The organism is Pseudomonas sp. Au-Pse12, assembly GCF_021341665.1.
Classification (GTDB): Bacteria; Pseudomonadota; Gammaproteobacteria; order Pseudomonadales; family Pseudomonadaceae; genus Aquipseudomonas.
In genome coordinates, this window is the sequence record NZ_JAJTTH010000001.1 from 369,919 (window position 1) to 395,381 (window position 25,463).

19 protein-coding genes are annotated in these 25,463 nt (G+C 65.2%); 11 read left to right on the forward strand and 8 right to left on the reverse strand.

The window, feature by feature from the left end; translation table 11 throughout:
* Window positions 1-25: 25 nt before the first annotated feature.
* Window positions 26-466, reverse strand: a complete 441-nt coding sequence (locus LXM55_RS01670) for a hotdog fold domain-containing protein (protein ID WP_025128291.1) — start codon at window positions 464-466, stop codon at window positions 26-28.
* Window positions 467-618: 152 nt separating this feature from the next.
* Here LXM55_RS01670 and LXM55_RS01675 point away from each other — a divergent pair, with 152 nt between their 5' ends.
* From LXM55_RS01675 to LXM55_RS01700, 6 genes are all read left to right on the forward strand, one after another.
* On the forward strand, window positions 619-1,239 hold the full coding sequence (locus tag LXM55_RS01675; protein WP_025128292.1) for a TetR/AcrR family transcriptional regulator: 621 nt from the start codon (window positions 619-621) through the stop codon (window positions 1,237-1,239).
* 126 nt (window positions 1,240-1,365) lie between these two features.
* Window positions 1,366-2,064, forward strand: a complete 699-nt coding sequence (locus tag LXM55_RS01680; RefSeq protein WP_233318016.1) for an AzlC family ABC transporter permease — start codon at window positions 1,366-1,368, stop codon at window positions 2,062-2,064.
* Window positions 2,064-2,375 (forward strand): AzlD domain-containing protein, encoded by a 312-nt coding sequence (locus tag LXM55_RS01685; RefSeq protein WP_233319010.1) that lies wholly within the window; start codon window positions 2,064-2,066, stop codon window positions 2,373-2,375. The genes LXM55_RS01680 and LXM55_RS01685 overlap by 1 nt, the downstream gene beginning before the upstream one ends.
* Before the next feature lie 67 nt (window positions 2,376-2,442).
* Window positions 2,443-3,432, forward strand: coding sequence for an SMI1/KNR4 family protein (locus tag LXM55_RS01690; RefSeq protein WP_233318017.1), 990 nt, complete (start codon window positions 2,443-2,445; stop codon window positions 3,430-3,432).
* Window positions 3,429-4,388: a GDP-mannose pyrophosphatase NudK gene (gene nudK / locus LXM55_RS01695; RefSeq protein WP_233318018.1), complete on the forward strand. Its 960-nt coding sequence runs from the start codon at window positions 3,429-3,431 to the stop codon at window positions 4,386-4,388. The genes LXM55_RS01690 and nudK overlap by 4 nt, the downstream gene beginning before the upstream one ends.
* Window positions 4,389-4,602: 214 nt before the next feature.
* Window positions 4,603-7,170: a bifunctional diguanylate cyclase/phosphodiesterase gene (locus LXM55_RS01700; protein ID WP_233318020.1), complete on the forward strand. Its 2,568-nt coding sequence runs from the start codon at window positions 4,603-4,605 to the stop codon at window positions 7,168-7,170.
* Between the two features lie 40 nt (window positions 7,171-7,210).
* On the opposite strand, the gene LXM55_RS01705 is transcribed toward LXM55_RS01700, so the two are convergent.
* The 4 genes from LXM55_RS01705 to LXM55_RS01720 are packed head-to-tail and all read right to left on the reverse strand — an operon-like array spanning window position 7,211 to window position 13,347.
* A complete protein-coding gene (locus LXM55_RS01705) occupies window positions 7,211-8,626 on the reverse strand; it encodes an ATP-binding protein (RefSeq protein WP_233318022.1) in 1,416 nt (471 codons plus the stop codon).
* Window positions 8,626-10,437, reverse strand: a complete 1,812-nt coding sequence (locus LXM55_RS01710) for a DAHL domain-containing protein (RefSeq protein WP_233318024.1) — start codon at window positions 10,435-10,437, stop codon at window positions 8,626-8,628. The genes LXM55_RS01705 and LXM55_RS01710 overlap by 1 nt, the downstream gene beginning before the upstream one ends.
* Complete coding sequence (locus LXM55_RS01715; RefSeq protein ID WP_233318027.1) at window positions 10,434-11,426, reverse strand: cytochrome-c peroxidase; 993 nt, start codon at window positions 11,424-11,426, stop codon at window positions 10,434-10,436. The genes LXM55_RS01710 and LXM55_RS01715 overlap by 4 nt, the downstream gene beginning before the upstream one ends.
* Window positions 11,410-13,347, reverse strand: coding sequence for a putative bifunctional diguanylate cyclase/phosphodiesterase (locus LXM55_RS01720; protein WP_233318031.1), 1,938 nt, complete (start codon window positions 13,345-13,347; stop codon window positions 11,410-11,412). Before LXM55_RS01720 ends, LXM55_RS01715 begins: the two co-directional genes overlap by 17 nt.
* Window positions 13,348-13,548: 201 nt before the next feature.
* Here LXM55_RS01720 and LXM55_RS01725 point away from each other — a divergent pair, with 201 nt between their 5' ends.
* From LXM55_RS01725 to LXM55_RS01735, 3 genes are all read left to right on the forward strand, one after another.
* The gene (locus LXM55_RS01725) at window positions 13,549-14,895 is read left to right on the forward strand and encodes an HD domain-containing phosphohydrolase (protein WP_233318034.1); all 1,347 of its coding nucleotides are present in this window, start codon (window positions 13,549-13,551) and stop codon (window positions 14,893-14,895) included.
* 139 nt (window positions 14,896-15,034) lie between these two features.
* Window positions 15,035-15,670, forward strand: coding sequence for a LysE family translocator (locus tag LXM55_RS01730; protein ID WP_233318037.1), 636 nt, complete (start codon window positions 15,035-15,037; stop codon window positions 15,668-15,670).
* 159 nt (window positions 15,671-15,829) lie between these two features.
* A complete protein-coding gene (locus LXM55_RS01735) occupies window positions 15,830-16,486 on the forward strand; it encodes a ribonuclease T2 (RefSeq protein ID WP_233318040.1) in 657 nt (218 codons plus the stop codon).
* Window positions 16,487-16,492: 6 nt separating this feature from the next.
* Here the strand turns inward: LXM55_RS01735 and dapA are convergent, their stop codons facing one another.
* From dapA to LXM55_RS01750, 3 genes are all read right to left on the reverse strand, one after another.
* The gene (dapA, locus tag LXM55_RS01740) at window positions 16,493-17,341 is read right to left on the reverse strand and encodes a 4-hydroxy-tetrahydrodipicolinate synthase (protein WP_233318043.1); all 849 of its coding nucleotides are present in this window, start codon (window positions 17,339-17,341) and stop codon (window positions 16,493-16,495) included.
* 310 nt (window positions 17,342-17,651) lie between these two features.
* On the reverse strand, window positions 17,652-18,197 hold the full coding sequence (locus LXM55_RS01745; protein ID WP_233318046.1) for a GNAT family N-acetyltransferase: 546 nt from the start codon (window positions 18,195-18,197) through the stop codon (window positions 17,652-17,654).
* A gap of 140 nt (window positions 18,198-18,337) precedes the next feature.
* On the reverse strand, window positions 18,338-18,811 hold the full coding sequence (locus LXM55_RS01750; RefSeq protein WP_233318049.1) for a GNAT family N-acetyltransferase: 474 nt from the start codon (window positions 18,809-18,811) through the stop codon (window positions 18,338-18,340).
* A gap of 237 nt (window positions 18,812-19,048) precedes the next feature.
* Here LXM55_RS01750 and LXM55_RS01755 point away from each other — a divergent pair, with 237 nt between their 5' ends.
* Entirely contained in the window at window positions 19,049-20,743 is a 1,695-nt protein-coding gene (locus LXM55_RS01755; protein WP_233318052.1) for a putative bifunctional diguanylate cyclase/phosphodiesterase, read from the forward strand.
* A 202-nt stretch (window positions 20,744-20,945) separates the two neighbouring features.
* Complete coding sequence (locus LXM55_RS01760) at window positions 20,946-25,253, forward strand: PAS domain S-box protein (protein WP_442799732.1); 4,308 nt, start codon at window positions 20,946-20,948, stop codon at window positions 25,251-25,253.
* Window positions 25,254-25,463: the final 210 nt, after the last annotated feature.

Consider the following 25,463-nt stretch of genomic DNA (forward strand, 5'->3'; position numbering starts at 1 on the left):
GCCTGAGGGGCGTTGTCGTTTCTGGTCAGGCCAACTTCACGTTCATGGTGATCTGCGCCGTGAACACGGCCTGGTCCTCCTCGTTGAAGGCGGTTACCGCCACCACCTTGTCGCCGGCACTGGCCCAGTCCACGGCGCTGCCATCAGCCACCGTACGCACGCTGCCCTTGGCCTTGGCCAGGTATTGCACGCTCATGCCTTTGGGAATCCAACGCGCGCCGGCGGGAATGCTGGCGTCGGTCATGACCCCGGCCGCCAGTTCCGCGGCGTTGCACAGGGCGATGGCGTGCACCGTGCCCAGGTGATTGGTGATCTCCCGGCGAAACGGCAGCCGCACCTGGCAATGGCCGGGCTGCAGCTCGTCGATCAACGGGTTGATGGTGGCGAAGTAGGGCGCCATCTGGCAGGCCATCTGGGTGAATTTTTCCGCGCCGGCGGAATTGAACATGCTGAGCACCTGACTCATGGAAATGCCTCTTGCAGGGTTATCGGGATTAAACAGAATAATATTCTGTAAAAGAACAATATTCTGCTAAGCGAAAATCTGTCAAGCTGCCAGGCCTGTGCAAACCGGGCCGAGGGGCCCGCTTCCGTGAACCTGCGAGGACCTGTCAAGCCATGCCGGATACCCAACTGCTGGAGCGCCGCTACCCGGGGCGGCGCGCCGAACTCAAGCGCGCGATCCTCAAACAGGCCCTGGTGAGTTTCAACCAGCAAGGCCTGGAAGCCACCACCATCGAGATGATCCGCGCCGAATGCGACACCAGCGTCGGTGCCATCTATCACCACTTCGGCAACAAGGAAGGGCTGGTGGCGGCGCTGTTCTTCGCCGCCCTGGAAGACCAGGGGCAATTGCGCGACCAGTACCTGGAGCCGGCCGGCACGTTGCAGCAGGGGGTCCAGGCTTTGGTCCACAGTTATGTGGACTGGGTCGACCAGCAGCCGGAATGGGCGCGCTTTCAGTTCCAGGCGCGCTTCGCCGTGGCCAAGGGGCCGTTCGCCGAGGAACTGGCGAACCGCAACCGGCTGCGCAACCGCACCCTGCTGGGGTGGATGAAAGAGCGCTCCGAGGATGGCCTGTTGCAGCGCTGGCCGGCGGAATTGGTGCCTTCGTTGATCGTCGGCCCGGCGGAGAATTACTGCCGGGCCTGGTTGTCCGGGCGGGTCCAGGCAAGCCCCGCAAGCTACCGCGAACAGCTGGCGGCAGCGGCCTGGCGCTCCCTCGGCGGCGCGCAGTAGCGGCCCCGTGCAGCGCCGGCCGCAACGGCAGGGCAAGGCCATGGCCACGCAATTGCGCAAGATTGTTCAAGCCAGCCGTGCGGCGGGCTGGCACAGTCACTGACCGTTTCTTGCGTGCAGGCTGTTATGACCCGCGTTCTTCTACCCCGCGCCGCGTTTATCCGCGGTGCCATCGCCATCATGCCTCTGTCCCTGGCCACCGCGCCCTGGGGGCTGCTGGCCGGTTCCATGGCCATCGAGGCCAATCTCACGCCGTTGCAGGGCCAGGGGCTGTCGAGCATCGTCTTCGCCGGTGCCGCGCAACTGGTGGCCATCGGCATGCTCAAGGGCGGGGCGGGGATCTTCTCGATCCTCCTGACCACCTTGCTGCTGACTTCCCAGCACCTGCTCTACGGCATGAGCATGCGCTCGGTGATCTCGCCATTGCCCGGGCGCTGGCGAGTGGGCCTGGGCTTTCTGCTCACCGATGAGCTGTTCGCCCTGACCAGCGCCCACGACAAGCAGCAGTTCGATCGCTGGTACGCCCTGGGCGTGGGCCTGACCTTCTACGTGGCCTGGAACCTCTTTACCTTGCTGGGCATCGTGCTGGGCAAGAGCATTCCCGGCCTGGAGCACCTGGGCCTGGACTTTTCCATTGCCGCCACCTTCATCGCGCTGATCACGCCGCTGGTGCGCAATGTGCCCACCGTGGTCTGTGTCGCGGTGTCGCTGTTCTGCTCGGTGCTGTTCAGTTATTGGCACTGGGGCTCGGCCCTGGTGCTGTCGGGCCTGGCGGGGATGACCGCGGGTTTTGTCTGCAATAAATTCGCTCGGGGGCGCGCATGATGGTCTGGGCAGTGATTTTCGGCATGGGCCTGCTGGTCTTTCTCAATCGCTACGTGTTTCTCGAACCGCGCCTGCCGCTGCGCCTGAGCAGCAACGCGCGGCAGTTCCTCGGTTTTGCGGTGCCGGGCATGCTCACGGCGATCTGCGGGCCGATCGTGTTCATGCCCGATCACCAGTTGAACCTGCACTGGGACAACCCCTATTTGCTCAGCTCGCTGGTGGCCATCGTGCTGGTGATCTACACCCGCAATACCCTGGTCAGCATGCTGCTGAGCATGGGTTTCTTTTTCCTTCTGCGCTGGTGGCTCTGAGGCAGGATTGCGGTAGCCTGTGCAGCTTTCGGCACAGGCCGACCTTCAACCGCAACGGATGCACCGGATGAGCAACTTTCCCCACGATATCGACCTGGACGCGTTCTGGGACCACGACAGCAGCCGCAAGATCAACCAGCCACCGGCGAGCGCCGCCATGATCGCCGAGCTGCAAGCCCTGCTGGGCTATCGACTGCCGCCGTCCTATGTGGCGTTCATGCACCGTTACAACGGTGGCTGCCCGCACCTCAGCTGTTGCCCCACGGAGCAGGGCACCTCCTGGGCCGAGGACCACTGCGCGATCGACAGTTTCCTGAGCATCGGTCGCGACAGTCGCTACTCCCTGGGCGGCGGCCTGGGCAGCCGCTTCATGATCGAGGAGTGGGGCTACCCGGACCTGGGGGTGTACATCTGCAATTGCCCGTCCGCCGGGCATGACATGATCGCGTTGGACTACCGCGAGTGCGGCCCCGAGGGTGAACCCCGGGTGGTGCACGTGGACCAGGAGGGCGACTACGAGGTGACTGTCCTGGCGCCGAACTTCGAGGCCTTTGTCCGCGGCCTGGTGTCCTGGGAGGTGTATGACACCTCCGAGCAGGACTACCTCGACGACCTGGACACGGTCGCCAGCGCGCCGTTCTCGCCACTGCTGCAGGAGCTGCTTGAGCACTTCCCGGACGTGCCTGACCTGGGGCCGCTGATCCGCCAGATCGCCCTGCGCATCGTCCAGGACAAGCGCTACTTTGCGTTGCACGCCGACCCGCTGTCGTACCTGTTGTACGACCTGCAGTTCTGGCTGTACCAGAACCGCCACCCGGTCCCCAACAAAGAGGCCTACCTGGAGGTCTATCAGGACATGATCGCCTTCGCCAAGGGCTTCGGCACCGACGGCTACGCCCCGGATTTCATCCGCGACTGGTTTCGCGCGCGGCTGGCGGACGGTCATCTACGCCAGGCGGCGGGCGGGTTAGCCCTGACCCCGGCCTACCGCGCGCAGTTGCTGGAACAATTGTCGGGGTTTCGCCCCGCCGGCCCACACCTTCAGGAGCAGCCATGAGCGAGGAAAAGATCCGCATCACCGCCGAGAAGACCCTCTCCGACAACTGGTACGTGCTGAAGAAATACAGCTTCGAACTGCGCCGCCGCGACGGCAGCTGGCAGGCCCAGGAGCGCGAGGTCTATGACCGCGGCAATGGCGCGACGATCCTGCTGTACAACCTCAAGCGGCGCACGGTGCTGCTGACCCGGCAGTTCCGCATGCCGGCCTTCGTCAACGGCCACAGCGGTTACCTGATCGAGACCGCCGCTGGTTTGCTGGACAACGCCAGCCCGGAGGTGCGCATCCGCCAGGAAGCGCAAGAGGAAACCGGTTGCCGGGTGGGCGAGGTGCAGAAGGTCTTCGACGCGTTCATGAGCCCGGGCTCGGTGACTGAGCGGGTGCATTTCTTCATTGGCCATTACCAGGCCGAAGACCGCATCGATGAAGGCGGCGGGCTGGAGCACGAAGGCGAGGACATCGAAGTCCTGGAACTGGATATCGACCAGGCGCTGGGCATGATCAAGAGCGGCGAGATCGCCGACGGCAAGACCATCATGCTGCTGCAGTACCTGCAGTTGCATGTGCTCAAGCCCCGCAGCCTGATGGTGCTGGTGGCCGGCCCTTACCGCTCTGGCACTGGCGATGACCCGGCGCTGCTGGCGCGCAATGTCGAGGCCATGGAGCACAGCGCGGCGCAGGTCCTGGCCGCCGGGCACTTCCCGGTGCTGGGAGAGTGGGTGGCGTTGCCCATGACCCGCCTGGCGGGCTCGCGGGCGGTGGGCGATGCGGTCTACAACGCGCAGTTCCATGCCTACGCCGAGCGCCTGCTGGAGCGTTGCGATGCGGTGCTGCGCATCGGCGGGCCGTCGGCGGGTTGCGATGCCATGGTCGAGATCGGCCAGCGCCTGGGCCTGGCCATCTATCACCAGGTGGAGCAGCTACCGGTGCTGTCCGGCGGGTTGGCGCAAGGCTGACTGAGGTCGCGGTCACGCCCGGCGCAGCAGGGCAGCGCCGCCGGCAGTCGCCCGCCGGCGCCACAGGCATACCCGTGAAAGCCCCGCCAGGGGCTTTTCTCCAGGCTTCACGGGGAAAAACTGTCTATCGTCAATAGGCAAGCGGGAGCTTCGTCGAAGGCCGCGTGGGGCAGGGCTGCATCGGTCGGTTTGTCGTTATGGCGCCTGGAGCACTATGGAAAACCTCGGTCTTGATCCGTCTGCAGGGCGCAGCACCTCGAATCAGGCGCTGGCCCGGGCCACCCTGCTGGGCTGCTCGGGGCTGCTGCTGGCGCTGTTCCTGTTCACCGGCGCGCTGCTGGTGTACATCGCCCTTGAGCAGAACCGTTCCGCCGAACAGCACAACCGCATGGACATCCAGCGCGCGCTGCAAGCCTTTGCCGACAACGCCAGCACCACCCTCAAGGATTACGCCCTGTGGGGCGATGCCTACCAGCACCTGCACCTGAAGGTCGACCTCGACTGGGCCTACAACCGGCAGAACTTCGGCCCGACCCTGTACCGTGACCTGGGGTTTGACGGGGTGTTCGTGATCAACCCGGCCGGGCGCACGGTCTATGCCCTGGTGGCCGGAAACCTCAGTTCGATGGATGCCCGGGACTGGTTGGGTGAACAACTGCAGCCCCTGGTCGAGCAGGCACGCCAGGCGGACAGCAAGGCCGTCAGCCGGTTCGTGTCGGTGGCCGGCACCCCGGCGCTGGTGGTCGCCGACGACCTCGGCACGGGCAACGACCCGCAAGTGCAAGCCGATGCCGGCCCGCCGTCGGTGCTGATCTTCGTCGCCCGCTTCGATCCCGAACGCCTGCTGGCCCTGGGCCGGGGGCTGGACATCGAACAGTTGCAGAGGGTCACGGCCGCCACGGCGCAGGACCTGCCGCGCCTGGACCTGCCGGATGGCGCTGGAACCCTGCAGTGGCGCCCGGCGCGCCCGGGGCACCAGTTGCTGGTGCTGGTGATGCCGCTGTTGCTGCTGGCGGGCCTGCTGGTGGGCTTGATGGCGGCCTTTTTGTTGCGCCGCGCGGCTGTGGCGGCGCGGGTCATGGACCAGCAGTTTCACGCCTTGCGCACCAACCGCTCGGTCCTGGCCGCCAGCGAGGAGCGTTTTCGCGATGTCGCCGAAGCCGCGTCCGACTGGATCTGGGAGGTCGACCCGCAGTTGCGCTTCACCTATCTGTCCGAGCGTTTCGAGGCGGTCACCGGTCTGCCGCGCGAAGCGGCCCTGGGCCGGCCGATGACCGAGTTGCTCAGTGGCGAGCGGGGCCCGCTGGCAGATTGGCTGGCGGCCCCGGAGCGACGTACCCAGGGCATCCAGCAGTGCCTGTACCGGGACGGCCGGGGGCAGTCGCGGGTCTGTCGCCTGTCGGTACGGGCCCTGGAAGCCGGAGGCTTTCGCGGCACCGCCAGTGATATCACCGAAGAAGTCGCGGCGCGGCGGCGGGTCGAGTACCTGTCCCAGCACGATGCCTTGACGGGCCTGGCCAACCGCACCCGCCTGCAGGAGTTTCTCGAAGGCCGGCTGTTGGCCCCGCCGACCCTGCTGGAGCCGCTGCAGATGCTCAGCGTCGACCTTGACCGCTTCAAGCCGGTGAATGACCTGTTGGGCCACGCTGCCGGCGATCAGGTGCTGCACGGGGTGTCCCAGCGCCTGGCCCAGTGCCTGCGCGGCGATGACCTGGTGGCCCGGGTCGGTGGCGACGAGTTTGTCCTGGTGGTCACCGGGCAGGTCGCCGATCGCGAGATCGAAGGCCTGTGCCGACGCCTGATCGAGCGCATCGAGGAGCCGTTCTATATCGCCGGGCATGAGGTCTTCATCAGTGCCAGCATCGGCATCGCCCGGGCTCCGCGCGACGCCACCCAGGCCGAAGAGCTGCTGCGTTTCGCCGACATTGCCCTGTACGAGGCCAAGGCCGCGGGCCGCAGTACCTGGCGTTTCTATGCGCCCTCGATGAATGTGCGGATCATCGAACGGCGGCGCCTGGAGCACGACCTGCGCCATGCCATCGAGCAGGACCAGTTGCTCCTGCACTTCCAGCCGCGCTATCGGGTGCTCGACGGCCAGTTGGTCGGCGCCGAGGCCCTGGTGCGCTGGCAACACCCGCAGCACGGGCTGCTGGGGCCGGAGGTGTTCGTGCCGATTGCCGAGGACACCGGACTGATCCTGCCGCTGAGCAACTGGGTGCTGCATGCGGCCTGTCGCGCGGCGCGGGCCTGGCCGGAGCACCTGCTGCTGGCGGTGAAGCTGGCGCCCGCGGAGTTCCAGCGCGGGCAGTTGCTGGCGAGGATCGCCGCGGTGCTCAAGCAGAGTGGCTTCGAGCCGTCGCGCCTGGAGCTGGAAATGACCGACAAGGTGCTGCTCGATGACAGCCGCCACGTGCTGACCCTCATGCAGGGGCTCAAGGCCCTGGGGGTGCAACTGCTGATCGATGATTTCGGCACCGGTTACTCGGCGCTGCACTACCTGCAGACCTTCCCCCTGGACGGCCTGAAGATCGACAGCAGTTTCGTCGCCCGGCTGCACCACAACGACGCCGGCCGCTCGATCGTCGAAGCGATTGTCAGCCTGGGGCACGCGCTGGCCTTGCGGGTGGTCGCCGAAGGGGTGCACACCCCGGAGCAGCTCAGGGTGTTGCGTGACATCCAGTGCGATGAGGTGCAAGGCGCGCACCTGGGGCCGCCGCTGGACCAGGAGGCGCTGTTGGCGCTGTATGGCGAGGCCGCTCGGGCGTCGCGGCCGATCACCTGAACGCCTTCCGGGCGGGTGCTCGGCGACGCGACGCGGCGCCTCAGTGCGCTGGCGCGGCTTGACGCTCCTGACGGATCGGCAGCTCGACGCGAAACGTGCTGCCGACGCCGGGCTGGCTGCGCACGCTGATCTGCCCGCCGTGCTTCTGGACGATTCCGTAGGACAGCGACAGGCCCAGGCCCGTCCCCTGGCCCACCGGCTTGGTGGTAAAGAACGGGTCGAAGATCTTCGCCAGGTGCTCTTCGTCGATGCCGCAGCCGGTGTCGCTGACCTCCAGCCAGACCCGGTCGCCCTCGACGCCGTTGCGCAGGGTGATGGTGCCGCGTTCCGGGCCGATGGCCTGGGCGGCGTTGACCACCAGGTTCATCACCACTTGATTGAGCTGCGAGGGCAGGCACTCGATTTCCGGCAGCGGCTGGTAGTCGGTGACCAGGTCGGCCTTGTACTTGAGTTCGTTGGCCACGATGTTCAGGGTCGAGTCGATGCCCTGTTGCAGGTTCGCCAGTTGCCATTGCTGGTCGCTGTCGACCCGGGAGAAGTTCTTCAGGTCCTTGACGATCTGCGCCACCCGGCCGATGCCTTCCTTGGATTCCCTGATCAGCACCGGAATGTCTTCCTGGAGGAAGTCCAGGTCGATACTCTCGCGCAGGCTCTGCAGGCGCTTGCGCAACTCCGGGTCGGCGATGGCTTCCTCGGCCTGGCGGTAGGCACCGAGCATCTGGTTGAGCTGCTGCAGATAGCCCGACAGGCTGCCGAGGTTGGAGGAGACAAAGCCGATAGGGTTGTTGATCTCGTGGGCGACCCCGGCGGCGAGCTGGCCGAGGGAGGCCAGTTTTTCCGATTGCACCAGCTGGTTCTCCAGCTGCTTGCGTTCGTCGATCTGCAGTTGCAGCGCCGCGCCTGCCTGTTTCAGGTCCTCGGTGCGCTGTTCCACCAGGTGCTCCAGGTGGTGCATTTGCAGGAGCGCGCGGGCGGTCATCTCCCACTTGCTGGTCAGGGTGCTGGCCATCTGCTGGACTTCGATGTTGTCAAAGGGCTTTTTCAGGATCAGCAGGCGATGGTGCCCTTGCAGGCGCTCCAGCAGTTCCTCCCAGGAATAGTCGGAGTAGGCGGTGCAGACCACCACTTGCAGCCGGGGATCCTGCTGCCAGAGCCGCTCGACGGTCTGTGCCCCGTCCCAGCCCTGGGGCATGCGCATGTCGACGAACGCCAGGGCATAGGGGCGTTGCTGTTCCTGGGCCCGGCAGACCATGGCCAGGCCTTCCTCGCCGCCGTAGGCCGAATCCAGCTCGAAAGGCTGTTGCTGGGGCTTGGCCTGGGCGCCGAACAGTTGCGCCTCCAGGTCGTCCAGGCTGCTGTCGTCCGTCTGCGGCGGGGTGAGGATCTTGCGAAAGTCATCGTGGATCGACGGGGTATCGTCGATCAGCAGGATCCGGCGGTTGCTCAACTCGTCCATCATGGGTCCTCAGCGTCGATCAGCGGCACTTCCAGGGTGAAGGTGGCCCCCAGGCCTGGGCCATCGCTGTGCACGTTCAATTGTCCATCCATCTCCATGGCGGCCAGGGCGCAGCTGTGCAAGCCGAAGCCATGGCCGTCCTTGCGGGTGGTGAAACCGTGGGTAAAGATCCGCGCCAGGTTCTCGGCGGGAATGCCTTCGCCTTCATCCTTGACGCTGATGCTCAGGGTCCGGCCGTCCACCACCCTGGCGCTCAGCGTCAGGGTGCGGGGGTGGTCGTCGAGGTTGGACATGGCGTACTTGGCGTTGCTGATCAGGTTGATCAGGATCAGCAGCATGCGGTGCTTGTCGCCCATTACCAAGGGCAGCTGGCTGTAGTCCTTGACCACCGTCACCTGGTGCCGGGCCAGGGCCCCGGAATTCATGCGCAGGGCGTCGTCGATCAGCTCGGCGATGCGCAAGGGCTCGATCAACCGCTGCGCGCCGGCATAGGACTGCTGGGTGGCGACGATTTCCTTGATGTGGTCGACGCTGCGGCCCAGCTGCGCCAGTTCTTCGCCCATGGTCTGCTGCTCGCTGGCAATCGCTTCGACCAGCTGATTGAGGTAGCCGGGGAGCAGCTTGCCTTTGTCGTCCAGGGTGAAAAAATGCCCGAGGTCATCCTGATGCTGGTTGATCAGTTGCATGGCCTTGCCCAGCCCCTGGGTCTTGCTGGTGCGAAGTGTGCGGCTGAGGATTTCGCTGGAGATGTTCACGCTGTTGAGCACATTGCCGACGTTGTGCAGGACATTGGTGGCAATTTCCGCCATGCCGGCCTGGCGCGCGGTGTCCAGCAGCTCACTCTGCGTTTCCTTGAGTTCCCGGGTTCGCTCCTCGACCCTGAGTTCCAGGTGTTCATTGGCGCTCTGCAGGGCGCTGTTCACGCGGCGGATCACGGCGTAGCTGCGTACCAGCCTGACGGCCAGGTAGAGGATCAGCATCACCAGCAGGGCGGCGAACAGCAGCAGGTACTGATGAGCCAGCTGGTCCTGCTGGTCGGCCTGGAACTGGTCCTGATTGAGCTGGCGGGTGATGTCGTCCAGGCGCTGGGCGATCGGGATCGAGGTGATCCGCTCCAGCAGGTCGTTGACCACCGGCTGCTCGCGCAGGATCACCGAGACATGGTTGCTGAGAATATCCACCGGTTCATGCAGCGGCTCGGGCAGGCGCTCCTTGTTGACCGCCAGCTTGTTCAGCCCGACGAGGATGTCCGCGGCCTTGTCGTCGCTGGACACCTGGGCGAACTCCAGGCTGCTGAGCAGCAGGTCATAGGTGTCGATGGCGATGTTCTGTTCCAGCAGCCGCGCGTCGTCGTCAAGGCCGGCCAAGCGGCGCTGGATATCGTCTTCGGCGGTGGGCAGGAACGCCAGGGAGTTGCGCAGTATCGAGTTGTGGGACTTGAAACGCTCCACCAGGTCGGCCTTTTCCTTGAACGCCTCGATGAACGCTTGGTGGCTGGCTTTCCAGGTCGCCGAGTCATCGTGCAGCTGCTCCGGTTGCGAGAGCTGATCGAAGCGGTTCCACAGCTGGTTGATTTCCTGCACCGGCATGACCAGCGGATCGTAGTTGTGGCTGATGGCGATCCGCGCCTTGAGCACCTCGGTTTCCCATTGCGCGTTCAACTGCTTGATGTGGCTGATCAGGTCGCGCGACTGCGCGTAGTTCGAGGGTTGGCTGATCACGGTCTTGAGGTAGAGAAAGGCCAGCCCCAGCAACAGGCCGAGGGTCAGCAGCGCCAGCAGCAGGTTGGACGAGCGACGCAGTGCCTTCATAGCGGCTTGCCCTGCCATTCGCCGGTCAGGGTCTTGAGAAACTTGACGATCAGGCTGGTGTCCTGGGGGTTGGGCGGACGCCCCAGCTGATACTTGAACATCACCTCCACGGCCTGTTCCAGGGTCTGCGCCGAGCCGTCGTGGAAGTACGGCGCGGTCACCGCGACATTGCGCAGGCTGGGCACCTTGAAGACGTTGCGGTCCTGTTCGTCGCCGGTGACCAGGAAGCGCCCCAGGTCGGCTTCGGTGGGGTTGCCCCGGGCCGCGAAGTAGTCGCCCATCACGCCGAACTTCTGGAACATGTTGCCGCCGATGTTGACCCCCTGATGGCAGGCGATGCAGCCGTAGTCCTTGAATCGCTGGTAACCGTACTTTTCGTCGAGGCTGAGAATGTCGGTGTTGCCTTGCAGGTACTGGTCGAACCGCGAGTTGGCGCTGATCAGGGTCCGTTCATAGCTGGCCAGGGCGTTCTGCACGTTGGCCACGGTGACCCCGTCCTGGTACAGCTCGCCGAAGGCCTGGCGGTAGCTGCTGTCGTCGCTCAAGGTGCGGATCAGCGTTGGCCAGTTGTTGCCCATTTCGATGGGGCTCTGCACGACGTTGTCGATCTGTGCTTCGAGGGTGTCGGCGCGGCCGTCCCAGAATTGCCGGAAATTCAGCGCGGCGTTGAACACGCTGGGGGCATTGACCCGGGTGAGTTGCCCCTTGAGGCCCAGCGACTTGGCCTGGTTGTCGGCGCCGCCCTGGTCCAGGTGGTGGCAACTGGCGCAGGACAGGCTCTGGTCCTGGGACAGGCGCGGTTCATTGAACAGCCGGCGTCCGAGCTCGACCCGCTGCGGGTCCAGGGCCGGCGCCGCGGGCAGCGACTTGAGCGGCTCGTCCAGTGGCGCGGCGGCAGCGCTCAGGCTGATGCCGAGCCCGAGCCCGAGCAGCAGGCGCAGAGGCTTGCCCGGGTGGCGGCGCGGTGCGTGTTCACTGCTCGCGGTCATGGTTCGTCCCTTGGAACGGTGGCTGGCGCATGCCGAGCAGGTGGCTGAAGTCCGCGGCCGGCAAGGCCTTGCTGAAGTAGTAACCCTGGGCTTCCTCGCAGCCTTGCTGCTGGAGAAAGGTCAATTGCTGGAGGGTTTCCACGCCCTCGGCGATGACCTTCAGGTTGAGGCTGCGACCCAGGTTGATGATGGCGCTGACCAGCACCGCGTCCTTGTGTTCGTGGCTCAGGCCCTGGACGAAGGACTGGTCGATCTTCAAGACGTCCACCGGAAACTTGCGCAGGTAGCTCAGGCTCGAATAACCGGTGCCGAAGTCGTCGATGGCCAGGCGCACGCCCAGGTCCTTGATCGCCAGCAGGGTGGCGAGGGTCGCCTCGACGTTCTGCATCAGCACGCCTTCGGTGATCTCCAGCTCCAGCAATGCCGGGTCCAGGGCGTTGGCGGTGAGTGCGCTGTGCAGTTGCTGGAGCAGTTGCGGCTGGCGGAAATCGCTGGCCGAGAGGTTGATGGACAACGGCACCCGGGGCAGGCCGGCGTCCTGCCAGGCTCGGCACTGGCGAGCGGCCTCAGCCAGCACCCACTGGCTGATGCGGGTGATCAAGCCACTGTCTTCGGCCACCGGAATGAACTGCTCGGGGCTGATCCAGCCCTGTTGCGGGTGCTGCCAGCGAATCAGTGCCTCTGCGCCGACTACCCGGCCCGAGGCCAGATGGATTTTCGGCTGGTAGTGCAGAAGGAATTCCTGGCGCTCCAGGGCCTGGCGAATCCCCGATTCCAGGTACTGCTGTTGCCGGGCCCGGTGAGTCATGTCGTCGGTGAAGAAGCTATAACTGCCGGGGGCCTGTTCCTTGCTGGTGCGCATGGCCATTTCGGCCTTCTTGATCAGCGACAGGGGATCCTGGCCGTCCTCGGGGTACAGGCTGATTCCCAGGCTGGCCGTCACCCGCAGGCCATGCCCGGCGATGTCGTGCAACTGGCCGACGGTGGCCAGGAGTTTTTCCGCCAGGGCGCGGACCTGGGCGGGGTGCTGCTGGTCGGGGAGCAGCACGACGAATTCGTCGGAGCCGTAGCGGAACACCGAGTCCGACTCGCGCATGTCCTGCTCCAGGCTGTGAGCGATGTTCTTCAGCAGTTCATCCCCGGCCGGGTACCCCAGGGCATGGTTGATCCGCTTGAAGCGGTCGAGGCCGAAGAACATCACCGCCAGTGGTTGGTCATACCTGCGGGCCCGGGCCATGGCCTGGCCCAGGCGATCGCCCAGCAGGGTGCTGGAGGGCAGCCCGGTGAGGGCGTCGTAGTGCAGCAGGTGCGAGACCTTGAGTAGCTCGGCCACCCGCCCTTCAATGGTCTGTTGCAGGTCGTCGAGTTTCTGCCGGGCGTCCCTGGCCATCTGCCACTTCCAGGTCAGGGCGCTGGCCATCTGGCGGATTTCCAGGCTGTCGAAGGGCTTTTTCAGGATCAGCAGCTGATCGCCAAACGCCAAGCGTTCCGCCATCGCCTCCCAGGAATAGTCGGAGTAGGCGGTGCACAGGGCGATCTGCAGGTCCGGGTCGGCTTTCCACAATCGCTCGATGGTTTCCAGGCCGTCCCAGCCGGGCGGCATGCGCATGTCGATGAAGGCCAGGGCATAGGGCAGGCCCTGGGCCAGGGACGACTCGACCTTGGCCAGGGCTTCGCGGCCTTGAAACGCCGAGTCGAGGGTGAAGGGAGGCGGGTGGGGTGGGGGGCTGACGCTGTCGCTGCCGAACAGCAGGTGTTCGGCCTGGCTCAGGTCCGGCTCCTTGGGCGGTGCGAGGATCTTGTGGAAGTCTTCATGGATCGCCGGGCTGTCGTCCACAATCAGGATCCGCCGGTTGACCTGCCCTGCAGCCGACTCCGAGGCGTCTTGTTTTTTTGTCTGCGCGTCGTTGCCAGCGTCCATAGACCTTCCCTAGTGCCCTGAGCCCGCGTTTCAACGCTGTCAGCATAGTCACTGCGAGTGCCTCTGGAGACGATTTTTTTCGGCGCGCGGCGCGGGCGTGAAAATGGGAAAAAATCATCTAGGATTGTCTGGGAATTCCCACCGTTGCCAACAGTTCGTGAGCACGGTCCGGGGCAGTTGATGCAGCACAGGGAGAGCCTCATGGAAGAACCGCAGTTGCTTGAGCCCGCTCAGCGTTCACGTGTGTTGCTGGTGGACGACGAAGAATCGATTCTCAACAGCCTCAAGCGCCTGCTGCGTCCCGAGCCCTATGAGGTGCTGCTGGCCACCAGTGGCGCCCAAGCCCTGGAAATCCTCGCGCAAGGGCGTGTCGACTTGGTGATGAGCGATGCGCGCATGCCCGGCATGGACGGCGCCCATTTGCTCGCCCGGGTGCGGGAAAAACACCCGGAGACCCGGCGTATCCTGCTCACCGGCTACGCCGACCTGAACACCATCATCAAGGCGGTCAACGAAGGGCAGATCCACCAGTACCTGAGCAAACCGTGGAATGACGAAGAACTGCTGCTGATACTGCGCCAGAGCCTGGCGCACCAGCATGCCGAGCGCGAGCTCAAGCGTTTGCAGCAATTGGTCCTGGAGCAGAACCAGCAGCTCAAGTCGAACAACGCCAGCCTGGAAAGGCACGTGGCCTCGCGCACGGCGGAGCTGCAGCAGACCGCCGACATGCTCGACCTGGCCTATGAAGAGCTCAAGCACAGCTATGTGACGGCCACCGAGGTGTTTTCGCTGCTGGCCAACCTGCGCCTGCCCGCCGACAAGCAAACCAACCGCAGAATCATCGAACTGGTGCGCGCCTGCTGCAGAAAGTACCGCCTGGACGAGGCCAGCAGCCGCGACCTGACCATGGCGGCCGCCCTGTACAACATCGGCAAGCTGAGCTGGAGCGACACCATGCTCTCGGCGCCGGCGGACCTGTTACGGCATACCGACCAAGAGCGCTACCGGGCCTATCCGGAGCAGAGTGAGTCGGTGCTGATGGCGCTGGAGCCGATGCAGGATGCCGCGCGGCTGATCCTGGCCCACCAGGAGCGCTGGGACGGCAGCGGCTTTCCCCATCGCCTCAAGGGCGAGGCCATTCCCTGGGGCGCCCGGCTGTTGAAGCTGGCGGTGGACTACATCGAGTTGCAGTGCGGGCTGATTCTGGAGCGCCGGATGAACAGCGATGAGGCCCTGCTGTTCATCCGCAAGTACGCGGGGCGCTTGTACGACCCGAACCTGGTGGAGGAATTCGTCCACGTCTGTGCCACCTGCCAGAGTGACGTCACCGTCGATGATCCGACGGTCAAGGCGCTGGGAACCCGCGAACTGCAGGCAGGGATGGTCCTGCGGCGCAACCTGAATGCCGACAACGGCATGTTGCTGCTCAATGCCGGCAAGGTGCTCAGCGAGCCGCTGGTGCAGAAGCTGATTGCCTTCGAAGCCATGGAAGGGGCCCGCTACAGCGTCTTTGTCAGTGTGCCTGAAGCCGAAGGTGCCGGCCTTTGACGTCAGGCGCTGATCGCCGTCCTTGATCTGTGCCCCTGCGTTGCGTCATCGTTCGCACCGCGCGCCGAGGCCCGGGGTGTGCCTGTATGCAGATCCCGGGGGCGTTGCGGGGCGCGGTGGATTTTTCAGGAGTACCACGATGGATGCGGCAACACTGTTTCTCTACATCGTCACCGTCAGCGCGGTGATGATCACGCCCGGGCCTTCGATGCTGCTGGCCCTGAACAACGGCGCGGTCCACGGGATGCGGGTGGCCGGCTGCGGGATCGCCGGTGCGGCGCTGTCCGATCTGCTGCTGATCGGTGCCGTGGGCTGTGGCCTGGGGGCCTTGCTGCAGGCCTCGGAGTCGTTGTTCGTGCTGGTCAAGACCGGCGGCGCGGTCTATCTGCTGTACCTGGCCTGGGGCTTGTGGCGGGCGCCGACCCAGGCCCTGGCGAACCGCCTTGAGGGCGCTTCGGCCAGCGGTCGCTCGGCGTTTCGCCGGGCATTGCTGGTGGGCCTGTCCAACCCCAAGGGCTTGCTGTTCTTCTCGGCCTTCGTGCCGCAGTTCGTGCGCCCCGACCAGCCGGTGGCCGAGCAGTACCTGGTCCTGGCCCTGGTCAGTGCCCTGGTGGACTGCCTGATGATGAGCCTGTACGCCTTTGGCGGCCGCCGCGCCATGGTGCGCTTTTCCGCCCGGGTGATGGGCTGGGTCAACCGCAGCTGTGCCGGCATGCTGGCCATCTTGGCGGTGGGGGTGGGGCTGTATCGCCGCAGTGACAGCCCGGCGCTCTAGACGCTCTGTACCGTCGCGCCTGACCGGCTTTGCCGGGGCACGGCGCGGCGAATGTCATGTTCCTGCAACCCCGGCATGCCAAGAAGGTGAATCTGCGTTCCAAGCGCTGCACCCCGATGGCGGGGTCAGGACGATTCGATTCCACAAGGAGAGGTCACGATGAGAAAGTTTTTTGCCCTGATGGCGGCCCTGGTGCTGACCCTGGGGATGGTGGGCATCAGCGACGCACGTCAGCCCAAGCAGCAGCGCGATTCGGTGGCGGGCACCTTCGACTATTACCTGCTGACCCTGTCCTGGTCGCCGACCTTCTGCCTGATGCACCCGGAAAACCAGCAATGCACGGGCAAGGGCTACGGTTTTGTCCTGCACGGCCTGTGGCCGCAATACGCCAAGGGCGGCTGGCCCGAGTCCTGTCCACCCTTGACCCCACTGAATGCCGAGGAACGAGCCAAGGGCCTGACCCTGTTTCCCACGGCCAAGCTGATGAATCACGAATGGACCAAGCACGGCACTTGCAGCGGCCTGGGAGCCATGGGTTACCTGGATGCCGCGGACAAGGCCCTGGCCACGGTGCAGATACCTGAAGCGCTGCAGCCTTCGACCACGGTGCGCTACTTCGAAGCCACACAGATTGCCCAGCAGTTTCGCCAGAGCAACCCGGGGATTGCCGAGAACGGCATCGCCATCCTCTGCAGTGGCCCCGAGCTTTCCGAGGTCCGCGTTTGCCTGACCAAGGACTTGGGGTTCGGCGCTTGCGGCAAAGGCGTGAAGAACCAGTGCCGCGCCGGCCAGATCCGCGTCCCTCCGGTCCGTTGAAAGCCCCTACAGGGCGCGCAGGCGGGCTTGCAGGGCGGGGCTGCACGCCTGCATCGGCGCTCGTAACTGCCCGTCGATCAGCCCCTGTTGGGCCAGCAATGCCTTGACCGGCGCCGGGTTGGGCTCGGCGAACAAGGCTTTGATCAGCGGCACCAACTGCATGAATGTGCTTCGGGCGGCCTCCAGTTGCTGCGCCTGGACTTGGCGCTGCAATTGCACGAACAGGTCCGGGCGAATGTGCGCCGAGGCTGCGATGGCTCCACTCGCCCCCAGGCACAGGGCGTTGAACAGTTGCAGGTCTTCGCCGCACAGCACCTGCACCTCGCCACTGGCCAGCAGCGCCAGGGTTTTCTCCAGGTTGCCGCCGCAGTCCTTGACCGCCGCGATCCGCGGGTGGGCCACGATGTTGAGCAAGGTGCCGGTGTCCAGGGTGACCCCGGTACGGTAGGGAATGTCGTAGACGATCAACGGCACGCTGGAGGCGTCGGCCAGGGTGGCAAAGAAGCTTTCCAGGGCCGCTTGCGAAGGACGGATGTAATAAGGCGCGGGCACCAGCAAGGCGGCCACCGGGCGTTTCAGGATCTGCGCCTGCAGGCTCAACAGCGACTTCAGGTTATTGCCCGCCAGCCCCATGATCACGCGCCCCGCGGGGGCCAGTTCCAGCACCGCGTCGAGCACGGCCAGCTGTTCGTCCTTGTCCAGGGCGGCGGCTTCCCCCGTGGTGCCGCAGACCACCAGCCCGGCCACGCCGCTTTCCAGCAGATGGGCGGTCAAGCGCCGCAGGGCGGCAAAATCGATGGCGCCGTCGATGAAGGGGGTGACGATAGGGACCCAGATACCTTGAAACGATGACATGCGTGTTCTCCTGATGGTTGACCGTCGGGTCGTCGTCAGAAGAGTAGAAGGGCGTTCAGCAGGGGGAGGGTATCCGTAGCGCTTGATGTCCTGTCAGCTCATCTGACGGGACACAGCGCCCCGGTCACATGAGCGACTGTTTCTTCGATTTAGAGCTGCAGGCCACGCGCGCCTCGACCTTGGCCGAGAGGCCAATGGTGCGAAGGATGAAGGGCGTGGCTGGGGACATGGTCGATGCGGCTCTGAAATCAGGCGCCCAGTTTTAAAAGCCGGCGCGGGCTTTGTCAATCCTCGGCCGTGCACATATCCGTCACCGCCGGCCGGGCGTCGGGTGATCGTGCGCGTTGAGCCGGTACAACAGGCTCGGCGCTTGTCCGGGAAAATCATCCAGTTCGCCCTCCGGGGTCAGGCCCAGGCGTTCCAGGGCGCGCCGCGACGGCAGGTTGTCGGGCCGCACCAGGCCGGTGACCTGCGGCGCGTGCAGCTCGTTGAAGGCCAAGTGCAAGGCCGCTTGCCCCATTTCGTTGGCGTAGCCCTGGCCCCAGGCCTCGGGGCTGAAGCGAAAGTACAGGTTCAGCCCGGCGGCCTGGCCAAAATACGCCTGCATGATGCCGCCGAAGCCGATGATCCGTTCTGGCGCGTCCAGCCGGGTGATCGCCCAGTAGCCGAAGCCGTGTTGCCGCCAGTGCAGCATCCAGCTGTCCAGTTTTTCGCGGCTGGCGGCGTCGCTGGCCGGGCCGTTGGGGTTGAAGCGGTTGGTTTGCGGGTCGCCGTGGATGGCACAGACCCGGGGCAGGTCGGCCAGGCTTGGCGGGCGCAGCAGCAGGCGCGCGGTGTGGGTGACGGAGCAGGGCATGAGTCGGGCTCTTTGACTGGGGAGGGGGCGCCAGGCGGCCTGGCAAAAGGTAGGCGATCGGCCCGGGCTTTGCCAACGCCTGCAATGGCTTGCCGGCAAGGCGCGGCCTGGCACACCCGCTCAGGTGGTGGCGCGTGCCTTCAACCTGGCCAGCGGTACAGGCGGGTGGGGTGGCCCTGGGCGACGCTCGGTGTCGGGCTCAGGGTTGGCAGCATGGCTTGCCAGAAATCCCGGGCGGGCAGGTTGGCGTCAAAGTGCTGCACCTGCCAGGGCCCCTTGAAGCGCTCGAACAGCTGCAGTGCCACCTGTCGGCCGAGGCCCTGGCGGCGAAAGCGTCGCCCAACGAACAGGTAGCCCAGGTTGCAGCGCGCCGGGTTGTCACAGCCTTGCCGGTCGACCACGGCAAACCCCGCCAGCTCCCCGGCCACGCGGATCAGCCAGGGCTGGGTGGCCGGGTCGCGCCAGTAGTCGTCCAGGGCCTGGAGCGGGTACAGCCCCTGGGCGCCGAATTTGATCGGCAGCCACCGGCTCAGCTCATAGAGGTAGAACTGCATGAGGTTTTCCAGGCAGGGCCAGTCGTCGCGAGCGGCCTGTTGCAGTTGAACGTCTTGCATCTTGGGGCTCCAGCCCCGGTCAGTCCGGGGCGCGGCGGGCGGTCGGGGCGCCGGGCCAGCAGCCTTGGCTGTCCTGCCCCAGCGGGTATCTGCAACGCGTTGCTATTGGCTCAAGCCCCGGAAAGTCGTGGCCTCCAGCCCTATACCAAGGGAGTGGCATTGGGCTTACCAATCTTCGTCTAGGATTCTCTGGCAGGAGTCGGAAATCCATCTCAGGGATCCGGATGGGGGATAAGCATGATGCTCAATCACAAACCGGTCATCTTGATTGTCGACGATCAGGTCAATGACCTGAGAATACTCGGCCAGGCCATCCAGGACCTGGGCGAGGTGTACGTCGCCACGCAAGGTGCCCAGGCCCTGGAAGTGGCCCGCCAGTGCCGCCCGGATATCGTCCTGCTGGATATCGAAATGCCCGACATGGACGGTTATTCGGTGTGCGAGCTGATCAAATCCGACCCGCGGCTGTGCCAGGCCTCGGTGATTTTCGTGACCTCGCACCGCCAGGGCGAGCATGAACTGCGTGCCTTGCGCCTCGGTGGCGCCGATTTCCTGCAAAAACCGATCAATGTGCCGATTGCCCGGGCGCGGGTCGAGGCCCACATCAAGCTGGGCGAAGAGTCGCGGCGCCTGGCCAACTACGACGCCCTGACCCAGCTGCCCAACCGCCAGTTGCTGCATGACCGCACCGAACAGGCGATTCGCAAAGGCGCCTCGGTCCAGGGGCTGGTCGGGTTGCTGTCGATCGACATCGACCATTTCAAGGTAATCAATGACACCAGCAGCCATCGCGAAGGCGACGCGGTGCTTCAGGAAATCGCCCAGCGCTTGCGCCACTGCTGTCGCCTGACCGACACCCTGAGCCGTCAGGGCGGCGACGAGTTCATGCTGCTGGTGCCCGAACTGAACGCCGTGGACGATCTGAGCGAATGCGCCGAGCGGGTGTTGCAGGTCATCGCCCAGCCGCTGGTGATCGGGCCGTCCCGCTACGATCTGACCGCCAGCATCGGCATCAGTGTCTATCCCGATGACAGCCTGGACGCCGAGTCGCTGTTGCAGCACGCCGACGCCGCGGCGCACCAGGCCAAGCAGGCCGGGCGCGGCCAGTACCGCTTCTTCGACGCTCCGACCCATCAGCGGATCCGCGCTCGGCATCAGCTGGAACGGGAGATGCGCACCGCGCTGGAGCAGGAGCGGTTCGAGGTGTTCTACCAGGCCAAGGTCGATCTGCGCTTGCAGCGGGTGGTCGGCGTCGAAGCCCTGGTGCGTTTGCGCGACGAGCACGGCTGGATGATTTCCCCCGCCGAATTCATTCCCCTGGCCGAGGATTGCGGGCTGATCGTGCCCCTGGGGCGCTGGGTGCTGCGCCAGGCGTGCCAGGCCGTCCGTCAATGGAACGATCAGGGGCAGGCCATCAGCGTCAGCGTCAACATCTCGCCGCTGCAGTTTTCCGATCCGCAGTTTCTCGACCTGGTCAAGCAGGCACTCTGTGACAGCGGCGTCGAACCGCGGGCGCTGGAACTGGAAATCACCGAAGGGGTCCTGGCGCTGGTGGATGGCGAGCACAGCTGTGACTTGCTCGGCGACTTGAAGGCCCTGGGGGTGAGCATCGCCATCGATGATTTCGGCACCGGCTATTCCAGTCTGGCCTACCTCAAGCGCTTGCCCATCGACGTGCTGAAAATCGACCAGAGTTTCGTGCGCGACATGCTCACCGACCCCAGCGATGCGGCGATCACCGGCGCCATCATCCAGCTGGGGCTGTCCCTGGGGCTGCAATTGGTGGCCGAGGGCGTCGAGACCGCGGAGCAGGCCCAGGCGCTGTCCGCCCTGGGCTGTCACGTGATGCAGGGGTTTTTCTATTGCCGGCCGCTGTCGTACCAGAACATGAGTGAATACCTGGCCACGGGCTGCCTGCTGGCAATGCCATAGGCCCTGCTGGCCCTGACGAGGATTCCCCTTGAAGTCTGGACGCGCTGTACACATAGGCCTTCTCTATCTGGCGCTGATCAGTGTGCTGGGTATCAGCGCCACCGCCGGGGTCTACTGGCTGGTGGCGCGGCTCAACGCCCATCAGCTCGAGCAGGCGGTGTCGCGGGCGGCCGCGGATGCCGCGCACCATGTGCTGGAGCGCATGACCTTGTACCAATACGGCTTGCGCGGCGCTCGCGGGGTGATTGTCACCGCCGGTGAAGACGGCGTGAGCCGGGAGATCTTCCACCGCTACAGCCAGGGCCGGGACCTGAACAAGGAGTTTTTCGGCGCCCACGGTTTCGGTTTTGTCCGGCGCGTGCCCGAGGCGCGCGAGAGCGCGTTCCAGGCCGCGGCGCAGATCGACGGCGCGCCGGGCTTTCATGTGCAGCAATGGCAGCCCCACCACGGTGATCGCTACGTGGTCCAGTACATCGAGCCGCTGGCGCCGAACCAGTCGGCCCTGGGCCTGGACCTGGCGTCGGAGCCGGTGCGCCGGGCCGCCGCGGTGGCCGCCATGTACAGTGGCGAGCCGCGGCTGACCGGGCCCTTGTCGCTGCGCCAGGAGCCCGGCGCGGTGCTGGGCTCGTTGCTGTTCCTGTTGCCGGTGTACCGCAGCGCCGAGGTGCCGTCGTCGCCGCATCAGCGCGACGCCCAGACCCTGGGCTGGACCTATGCGCCCCTGGTGATGAACGAGGTGCTCAAGGACTTGCCGCTAGACCCTGCCAGCCAGCGCCTGGTGTTGCGCGACATCAGCGATGGCGCCGACGCCGTCAGCTTTTTTGCCAGCTCGGCCCAGCCCTTGAAGGACACGCTGACCGTGCGTACCCGTGAGGAGCAGGTGTTCGGTCGCCGCTGGGCCTTCGAGTACAGCGTGGGGCCGGGGTTCGTCGAGCCGCTGCGGCAGACCTCGCTCGCCTGGGTCCTGTGGGTCGGCGGCCTGCTGACCCTGTTGCTGGCGGTGGTGGGCACCCTCATTGCCCTGGGGGTCAACCGGCAGAACCGTTTGCGCCGTGACCAGACCCGGCTTGCGGCCATCGTCGAAAGCTCCACCGACGGCATCATCGGCAAGACCCTGGAAGGGCGTATCACCAGCTGGAACCGCGGCGCCGAAGAGATATTCGGCTACAGCGCCGAACAGGCCCGGGGCCGCCTGCTCCTGGACCTGATCGTGCCGCCGGAGCTGGCGCAGGAAGAACGGCAGATCCTGCGCCAGTTGCGCAATGGCGAACGGGTGCACAGCTTCGATACCCAACGCCGGCGCCGGGACGGCAGCCGGGTGGAGGTGTCGGTCAACGTTTCGCCGATTATCAATGAGCGCGGCCAGGTCATCGGCGCCTCGGAGACGGTCCGTGACATCAGCGCGCAGAAAGCCGCCGAGGCGCGGATTCTCGAACTCAACGCCAGCCTGGAGGACCAGGTGGCGGCGCGCACCGCCGAGCTGGGGCAGATCAACCTGCTGCTCTCCAGCGTGCTGCGCTCGGCCTCGGAGGTGGCGATCATCGCCACCGACCGCGACGGCATCATCCGTGTGTTCAATCGCGGCGCCGAGCGCCTGACGGGGTACCTGGCCGAGGAGCTGGTGGGGCTGCACACGCCGACGGTGATCCACCTGCCGGAAGAGCTCCAGCAGCGCGGCATTGAACTCAGTGCCCAGCAGCAGCGCCGCATCGACGGCTTTCGGGTGTTCGTCCAGCAGGCGGAAACCGAGGGTACGCAAACCCGCGAATGGACCATGGTGCGCAAGGACGGTTCGCACTTCGCCGCGACCCTGGTGGTCAGTGCCCTGCGTGATGACGGCGGGCAACTGACCGGCTACCTGGGCATCGCCGTGGACATCACCGAGCGCAAGGCCGCGGAACAGACTTTGGCGGCCGCCCGCGACCAACTGTTGATGGCCGCCAAAGTGGCCAAGCTGGGCATCTGGTCATGGAACCTCGATGACCAGTCGCTGGACTGGAACGAACGCATGTTCGAGCTCTATGAGCAGCCGCTGGAACTGCGGGGCAACGGTTTGAAGTATGAGCACTGGCTGGCCCGGGTGCACCCCGATGACCGGGAACTGACCCATCGCAAGCTGGAACAGGCGGTGGCGGGGCAGGGCATCTACGATCCGGTTTTCCGCGTGGTCACCCCCAGCGGGCAGGTGCATTTCATCCAGTCCGGGGCTTATGTGGAGCGCAACGCCGAGGGCGAGGCGTTGCGGGTCACCGGGATCAACCTGGACATCACTGCCCAGCGGGAGCTGGAGTCCCGGCTGCTGTATGCCAGGGAGCAGGCGGATGCCGCGAGCGAGGCCAAGTCTTCGTTCCTGGCCAACATGAGCCATGAGATCCGCACGCCGATGAATGCCGTACTGGGCATGTTGCAACTGTTGCAACTGGCCGGCCTGGAACCGCGCCAGCTGGATTACGCGACCAAGGCGCAGACCGCCGCCAAGTCCTTGCTCGGCCTGCTCAACGACATCCTCGATTATTCGAAGATCGAGGCCGGCAAGTTGCAGCTGGAGGAGCACGCCTTCGACCTCGACCAACTGCTGCGCGACCTGGCGGTGGTGCTGGCGGGCAACCAGGGCCTGGGCGATATCGAGCTGATCTTCGATCTCGACCCGCGGTTGCCGCTGAACCTGGTGGGCGATAGCCTGCGCTTGAAGCAGGTGTTGATCAACCTGGCGGGCAATGCCCTGAAGTTCACCGCCGAGGGCCAGGTGGTGGTGGGCCTGACCTTGCTTGAACAGCTGGAGCACAGCGTGCGCCTGCAAGTGGCGGTGAGTGACAGTGGCATTGGCATCAGCGCCGAACACCTGCAGGTGATTTTCGAAGGTTTCCGTCAGGCCGAGGCGTCAACCACCCGGCGTTTTGGCGGCACCGGCCTGGGGCTGGCGATCTGCAAGCACCTGGTACAGCTGATGGGCGGGGAATTGCAGGTGCACAGCCAGCTCGGTAGCGGCAGTTGTTTCAGCTTCGAACTGGAACTGGGGCTGGACGGCGCCTGTGTCGCCGAAGCCCTGCCTCTGGGAGGCAAGGCCTTGCGGGTGCTGGTGGTGGATGACCACCCTCAGGCGCTGGCGCTGAATGTGCGCACCTTGCGCAGTTTTGGCTGGCGCGTCGAACACGCCGCCAGTGGCGGCCAGGCCCTGTTGGCCGTGGACACCGCCGTGGCCCGGGGCGAGGCGTTCGACCTGGTCTTGCTGGATTGGCTGATGCCGGGCATGGACGGCCTGCACGCCGCCCAACTGATCAAGGACATGGGGCTTGCAACGCCGCCGACGGTGGTGATGTTGAGTCATCACGACGCCATTGCGCTGTTGGCCAGGCTGGACAGCGCCGAGGCACCTTTCGCGCGCTACCTGAGCAAGCCCTTTACCCCTCGGCAACTGGCGCAGCTGCTGCTGGCCGAAGGCTCCGCTGCCGTTCAGCGCCCGCCGTCCACGCCGTCCACGCCGCCTGCGCGGCTCACGGCGCTCACCGGCCTGCGGCTGCTGGTGGTGGAGGACAACGCCCTGAACCGCCAGATCGCCCGCGAACTGCTGACGCTGGAAGGGGCCCAGGTGCAGCTGGCAGAGGGCGGGCTGCAGGGGGTGAACATGACCCTCGAAGCCGAGGAACCCTTTGCCGCGGTGCTGATGGACATCCAGATGCCCGATATCGACGGCTATGAAGCCACTCGGCGCATCCGTGCCGATCCCCGTTTTGCCCGCCTGCCGATCATTGCCATGACCGCCAACGCCTCCCAGGCCGACCGCCAGAGCTGCCTGGAAGCGGGCATGGACGACCATGTCGGCAAACCGATCAACCTGCCGGAGCTGATCAACAGCCTGTTGTTCTGGACCGCTGCTGGTACGCGGGAGCCGGAGCGGGCCAGCGCGCCCCTGGAGGGCGGCTTGATCGAGGACCCGGCACGGATCGTCGAGCGTTTCGGCGGCAACCGCGACCTGCTCAATCAGGTGCTCCAGGGCTCGGAGTCGGCGCTGGGGGAGCTGCTTGAACGCCTGCGTCAGAGCCTGGCAGAGAACAACCCGAAGGAGGCCTGCTATGTGCTGCACACCCTCAAAGGCGCGGCGGGCAACCTTGGCGGCAGCGCTTTTGCGCTGCGCTGCGACGAGCTGGAGCAGGCCCTGCGCAACGGCGCCGCGCTGGTGCAAACCCTCGCCCCGGGTGAGCTGGATGAACTGCAGCAGTTGCTGGCCAGGACCGTGGCCAGCCTGCAGCTGGAGCTGGCCACTGCCGGGGTGGAGCCGACCCACGCCTTTCAGGAAACCCTGGATCTGGACGGTTTCCACAGCGCCTTGCAGGAGATTCTGCCGCTGTTGCGCCAGAGCAATCTGCAAGCCTTGAACCTCACCGATGCCTTGGCACAAAAGCGCTTGCCTTGCCCAGCGCAAGACTTCGACGAGTTTGTCCGTCATGTGCGGAAGATGGAGTTTTCGGCGGCGTTGGAAGTTTTGCAAAGAATGCTTCTCAACAACTAGTAAGCAAGCTTTCTATCCTGGCTTCAATTGTTGATGTACATCAGAAAATCTTTGATTTTTTGCCGTTCAAGTTGAATGGCTTGATGAAATTTTCACACTTTTTTTGACGCCGGAATCTAGACTTGCGTCGACTGGATCGATAATGGCCATTTGCAATAATTCACTTGGCTCAGAAAAGTTCTGCACGTTAGCAGAGGAAGTCTTCGAGTC

Coding starts and splice junctions, on each gene's coding strand:
- LXM55_RS01670 (WP_025128291.1), bottom strand. CDS start 466: ATGAGTCAGGTGCTCAGCATGTTCAATTCCGCCGGCGCGGAAAAATTC.
- LXM55_RS01675 (WP_025128292.1), top strand. CDS start 619: ATGCCGGATACCCAACTGCTGGAGCGCCGCTACCCGGGGCGGCGCGCC.
- LXM55_RS01680 (WP_233318016.1), top strand. CDS start 1,366: ATGACCCGCGTTCTTCTACCCCGCGCCGCGTTTATCCGCGGTGCCATC.
- LXM55_RS01685 (WP_233319010.1), top strand. CDS start 2,064: ATGGTCTGGGCAGTGATTTTCGGCATGGGCCTGCTGGTCTTTCTCAAT.
- LXM55_RS01690 (WP_233318017.1), top strand. CDS start 2,443: ATGAGCAACTTTCCCCACGATATCGACCTGGACGCGTTCTGGGACCAC.
- nudK (WP_233318018.1), top strand. CDS start 3,429: ATGAGCGAGGAAAAGATCCGCATCACCGCCGAGAAGACCCTCTCCGAC.
- LXM55_RS01700 (WP_233318020.1), top strand. CDS start 4,603: ATGGAAAACCTCGGTCTTGATCCGTCTGCAGGGCGCAGCACCTCGAAT.
- LXM55_RS01705 (WP_233318022.1), bottom strand. CDS start 8,626: ATGGACGAGTTGAGCAACCGCCGGATCCTGCTGATCGACGATACCCCG.
- LXM55_RS01710 (WP_233318024.1), bottom strand. CDS start 10,437: ATGAAGGCACTGCGTCGCTCGTCCAACCTGCTGCTGGCGCTGCTGACC.
- LXM55_RS01715 (WP_233318027.1), bottom strand. CDS start 11,426: ATGACCGCGAGCAGTGAACACGCACCGCGCCGCCACCCGGGCAAGCCT.
- LXM55_RS01720 (WP_233318031.1), bottom strand. CDS start 13,347: ATGGACGCTGGCAACGACGCGCAGACAAAAAAACAAGACGCCTCGGAG.
- LXM55_RS01725 (WP_233318034.1), top strand. CDS start 13,549: ATGGAAGAACCGCAGTTGCTTGAGCCCGCTCAGCGTTCACGTGTGTTG.
- LXM55_RS01730 (WP_233318037.1), top strand. CDS start 15,035: ATGGATGCGGCAACACTGTTTCTCTACATCGTCACCGTCAGCGCGGTG.
- LXM55_RS01735 (WP_233318040.1), top strand. CDS start 15,830: ATGAGAAAGTTTTTTGCCCTGATGGCGGCCCTGGTGCTGACCCTGGGG.
- dapA (WP_233318043.1), bottom strand. CDS start 17,341: ATGTCATCGTTTCAAGGTATCTGGGTCCCTATCGTCACCCCCTTCATC.
- LXM55_RS01745 (WP_233318046.1), bottom strand. CDS start 18,197: ATGCCCTGCTCCGTCACCCACACCGCGCGCCTGCTGCTGCGCCCGCCA.
- LXM55_RS01750 (WP_233318049.1), bottom strand. CDS start 18,811: ATGCAAGACGTTCAACTGCAACAGGCCGCTCGCGACGACTGGCCCTGC.
- LXM55_RS01755 (WP_233318052.1), top strand. CDS start 19,049: ATGATGCTCAATCACAAACCGGTCATCTTGATTGTCGACGATCAGGTC.
- LXM55_RS01760 (WP_442799732.1), top strand. CDS start 20,946: ATGACCTTGTACCAATACGGCTTGCGCGGCGCTCGCGGGGTGATTGTC.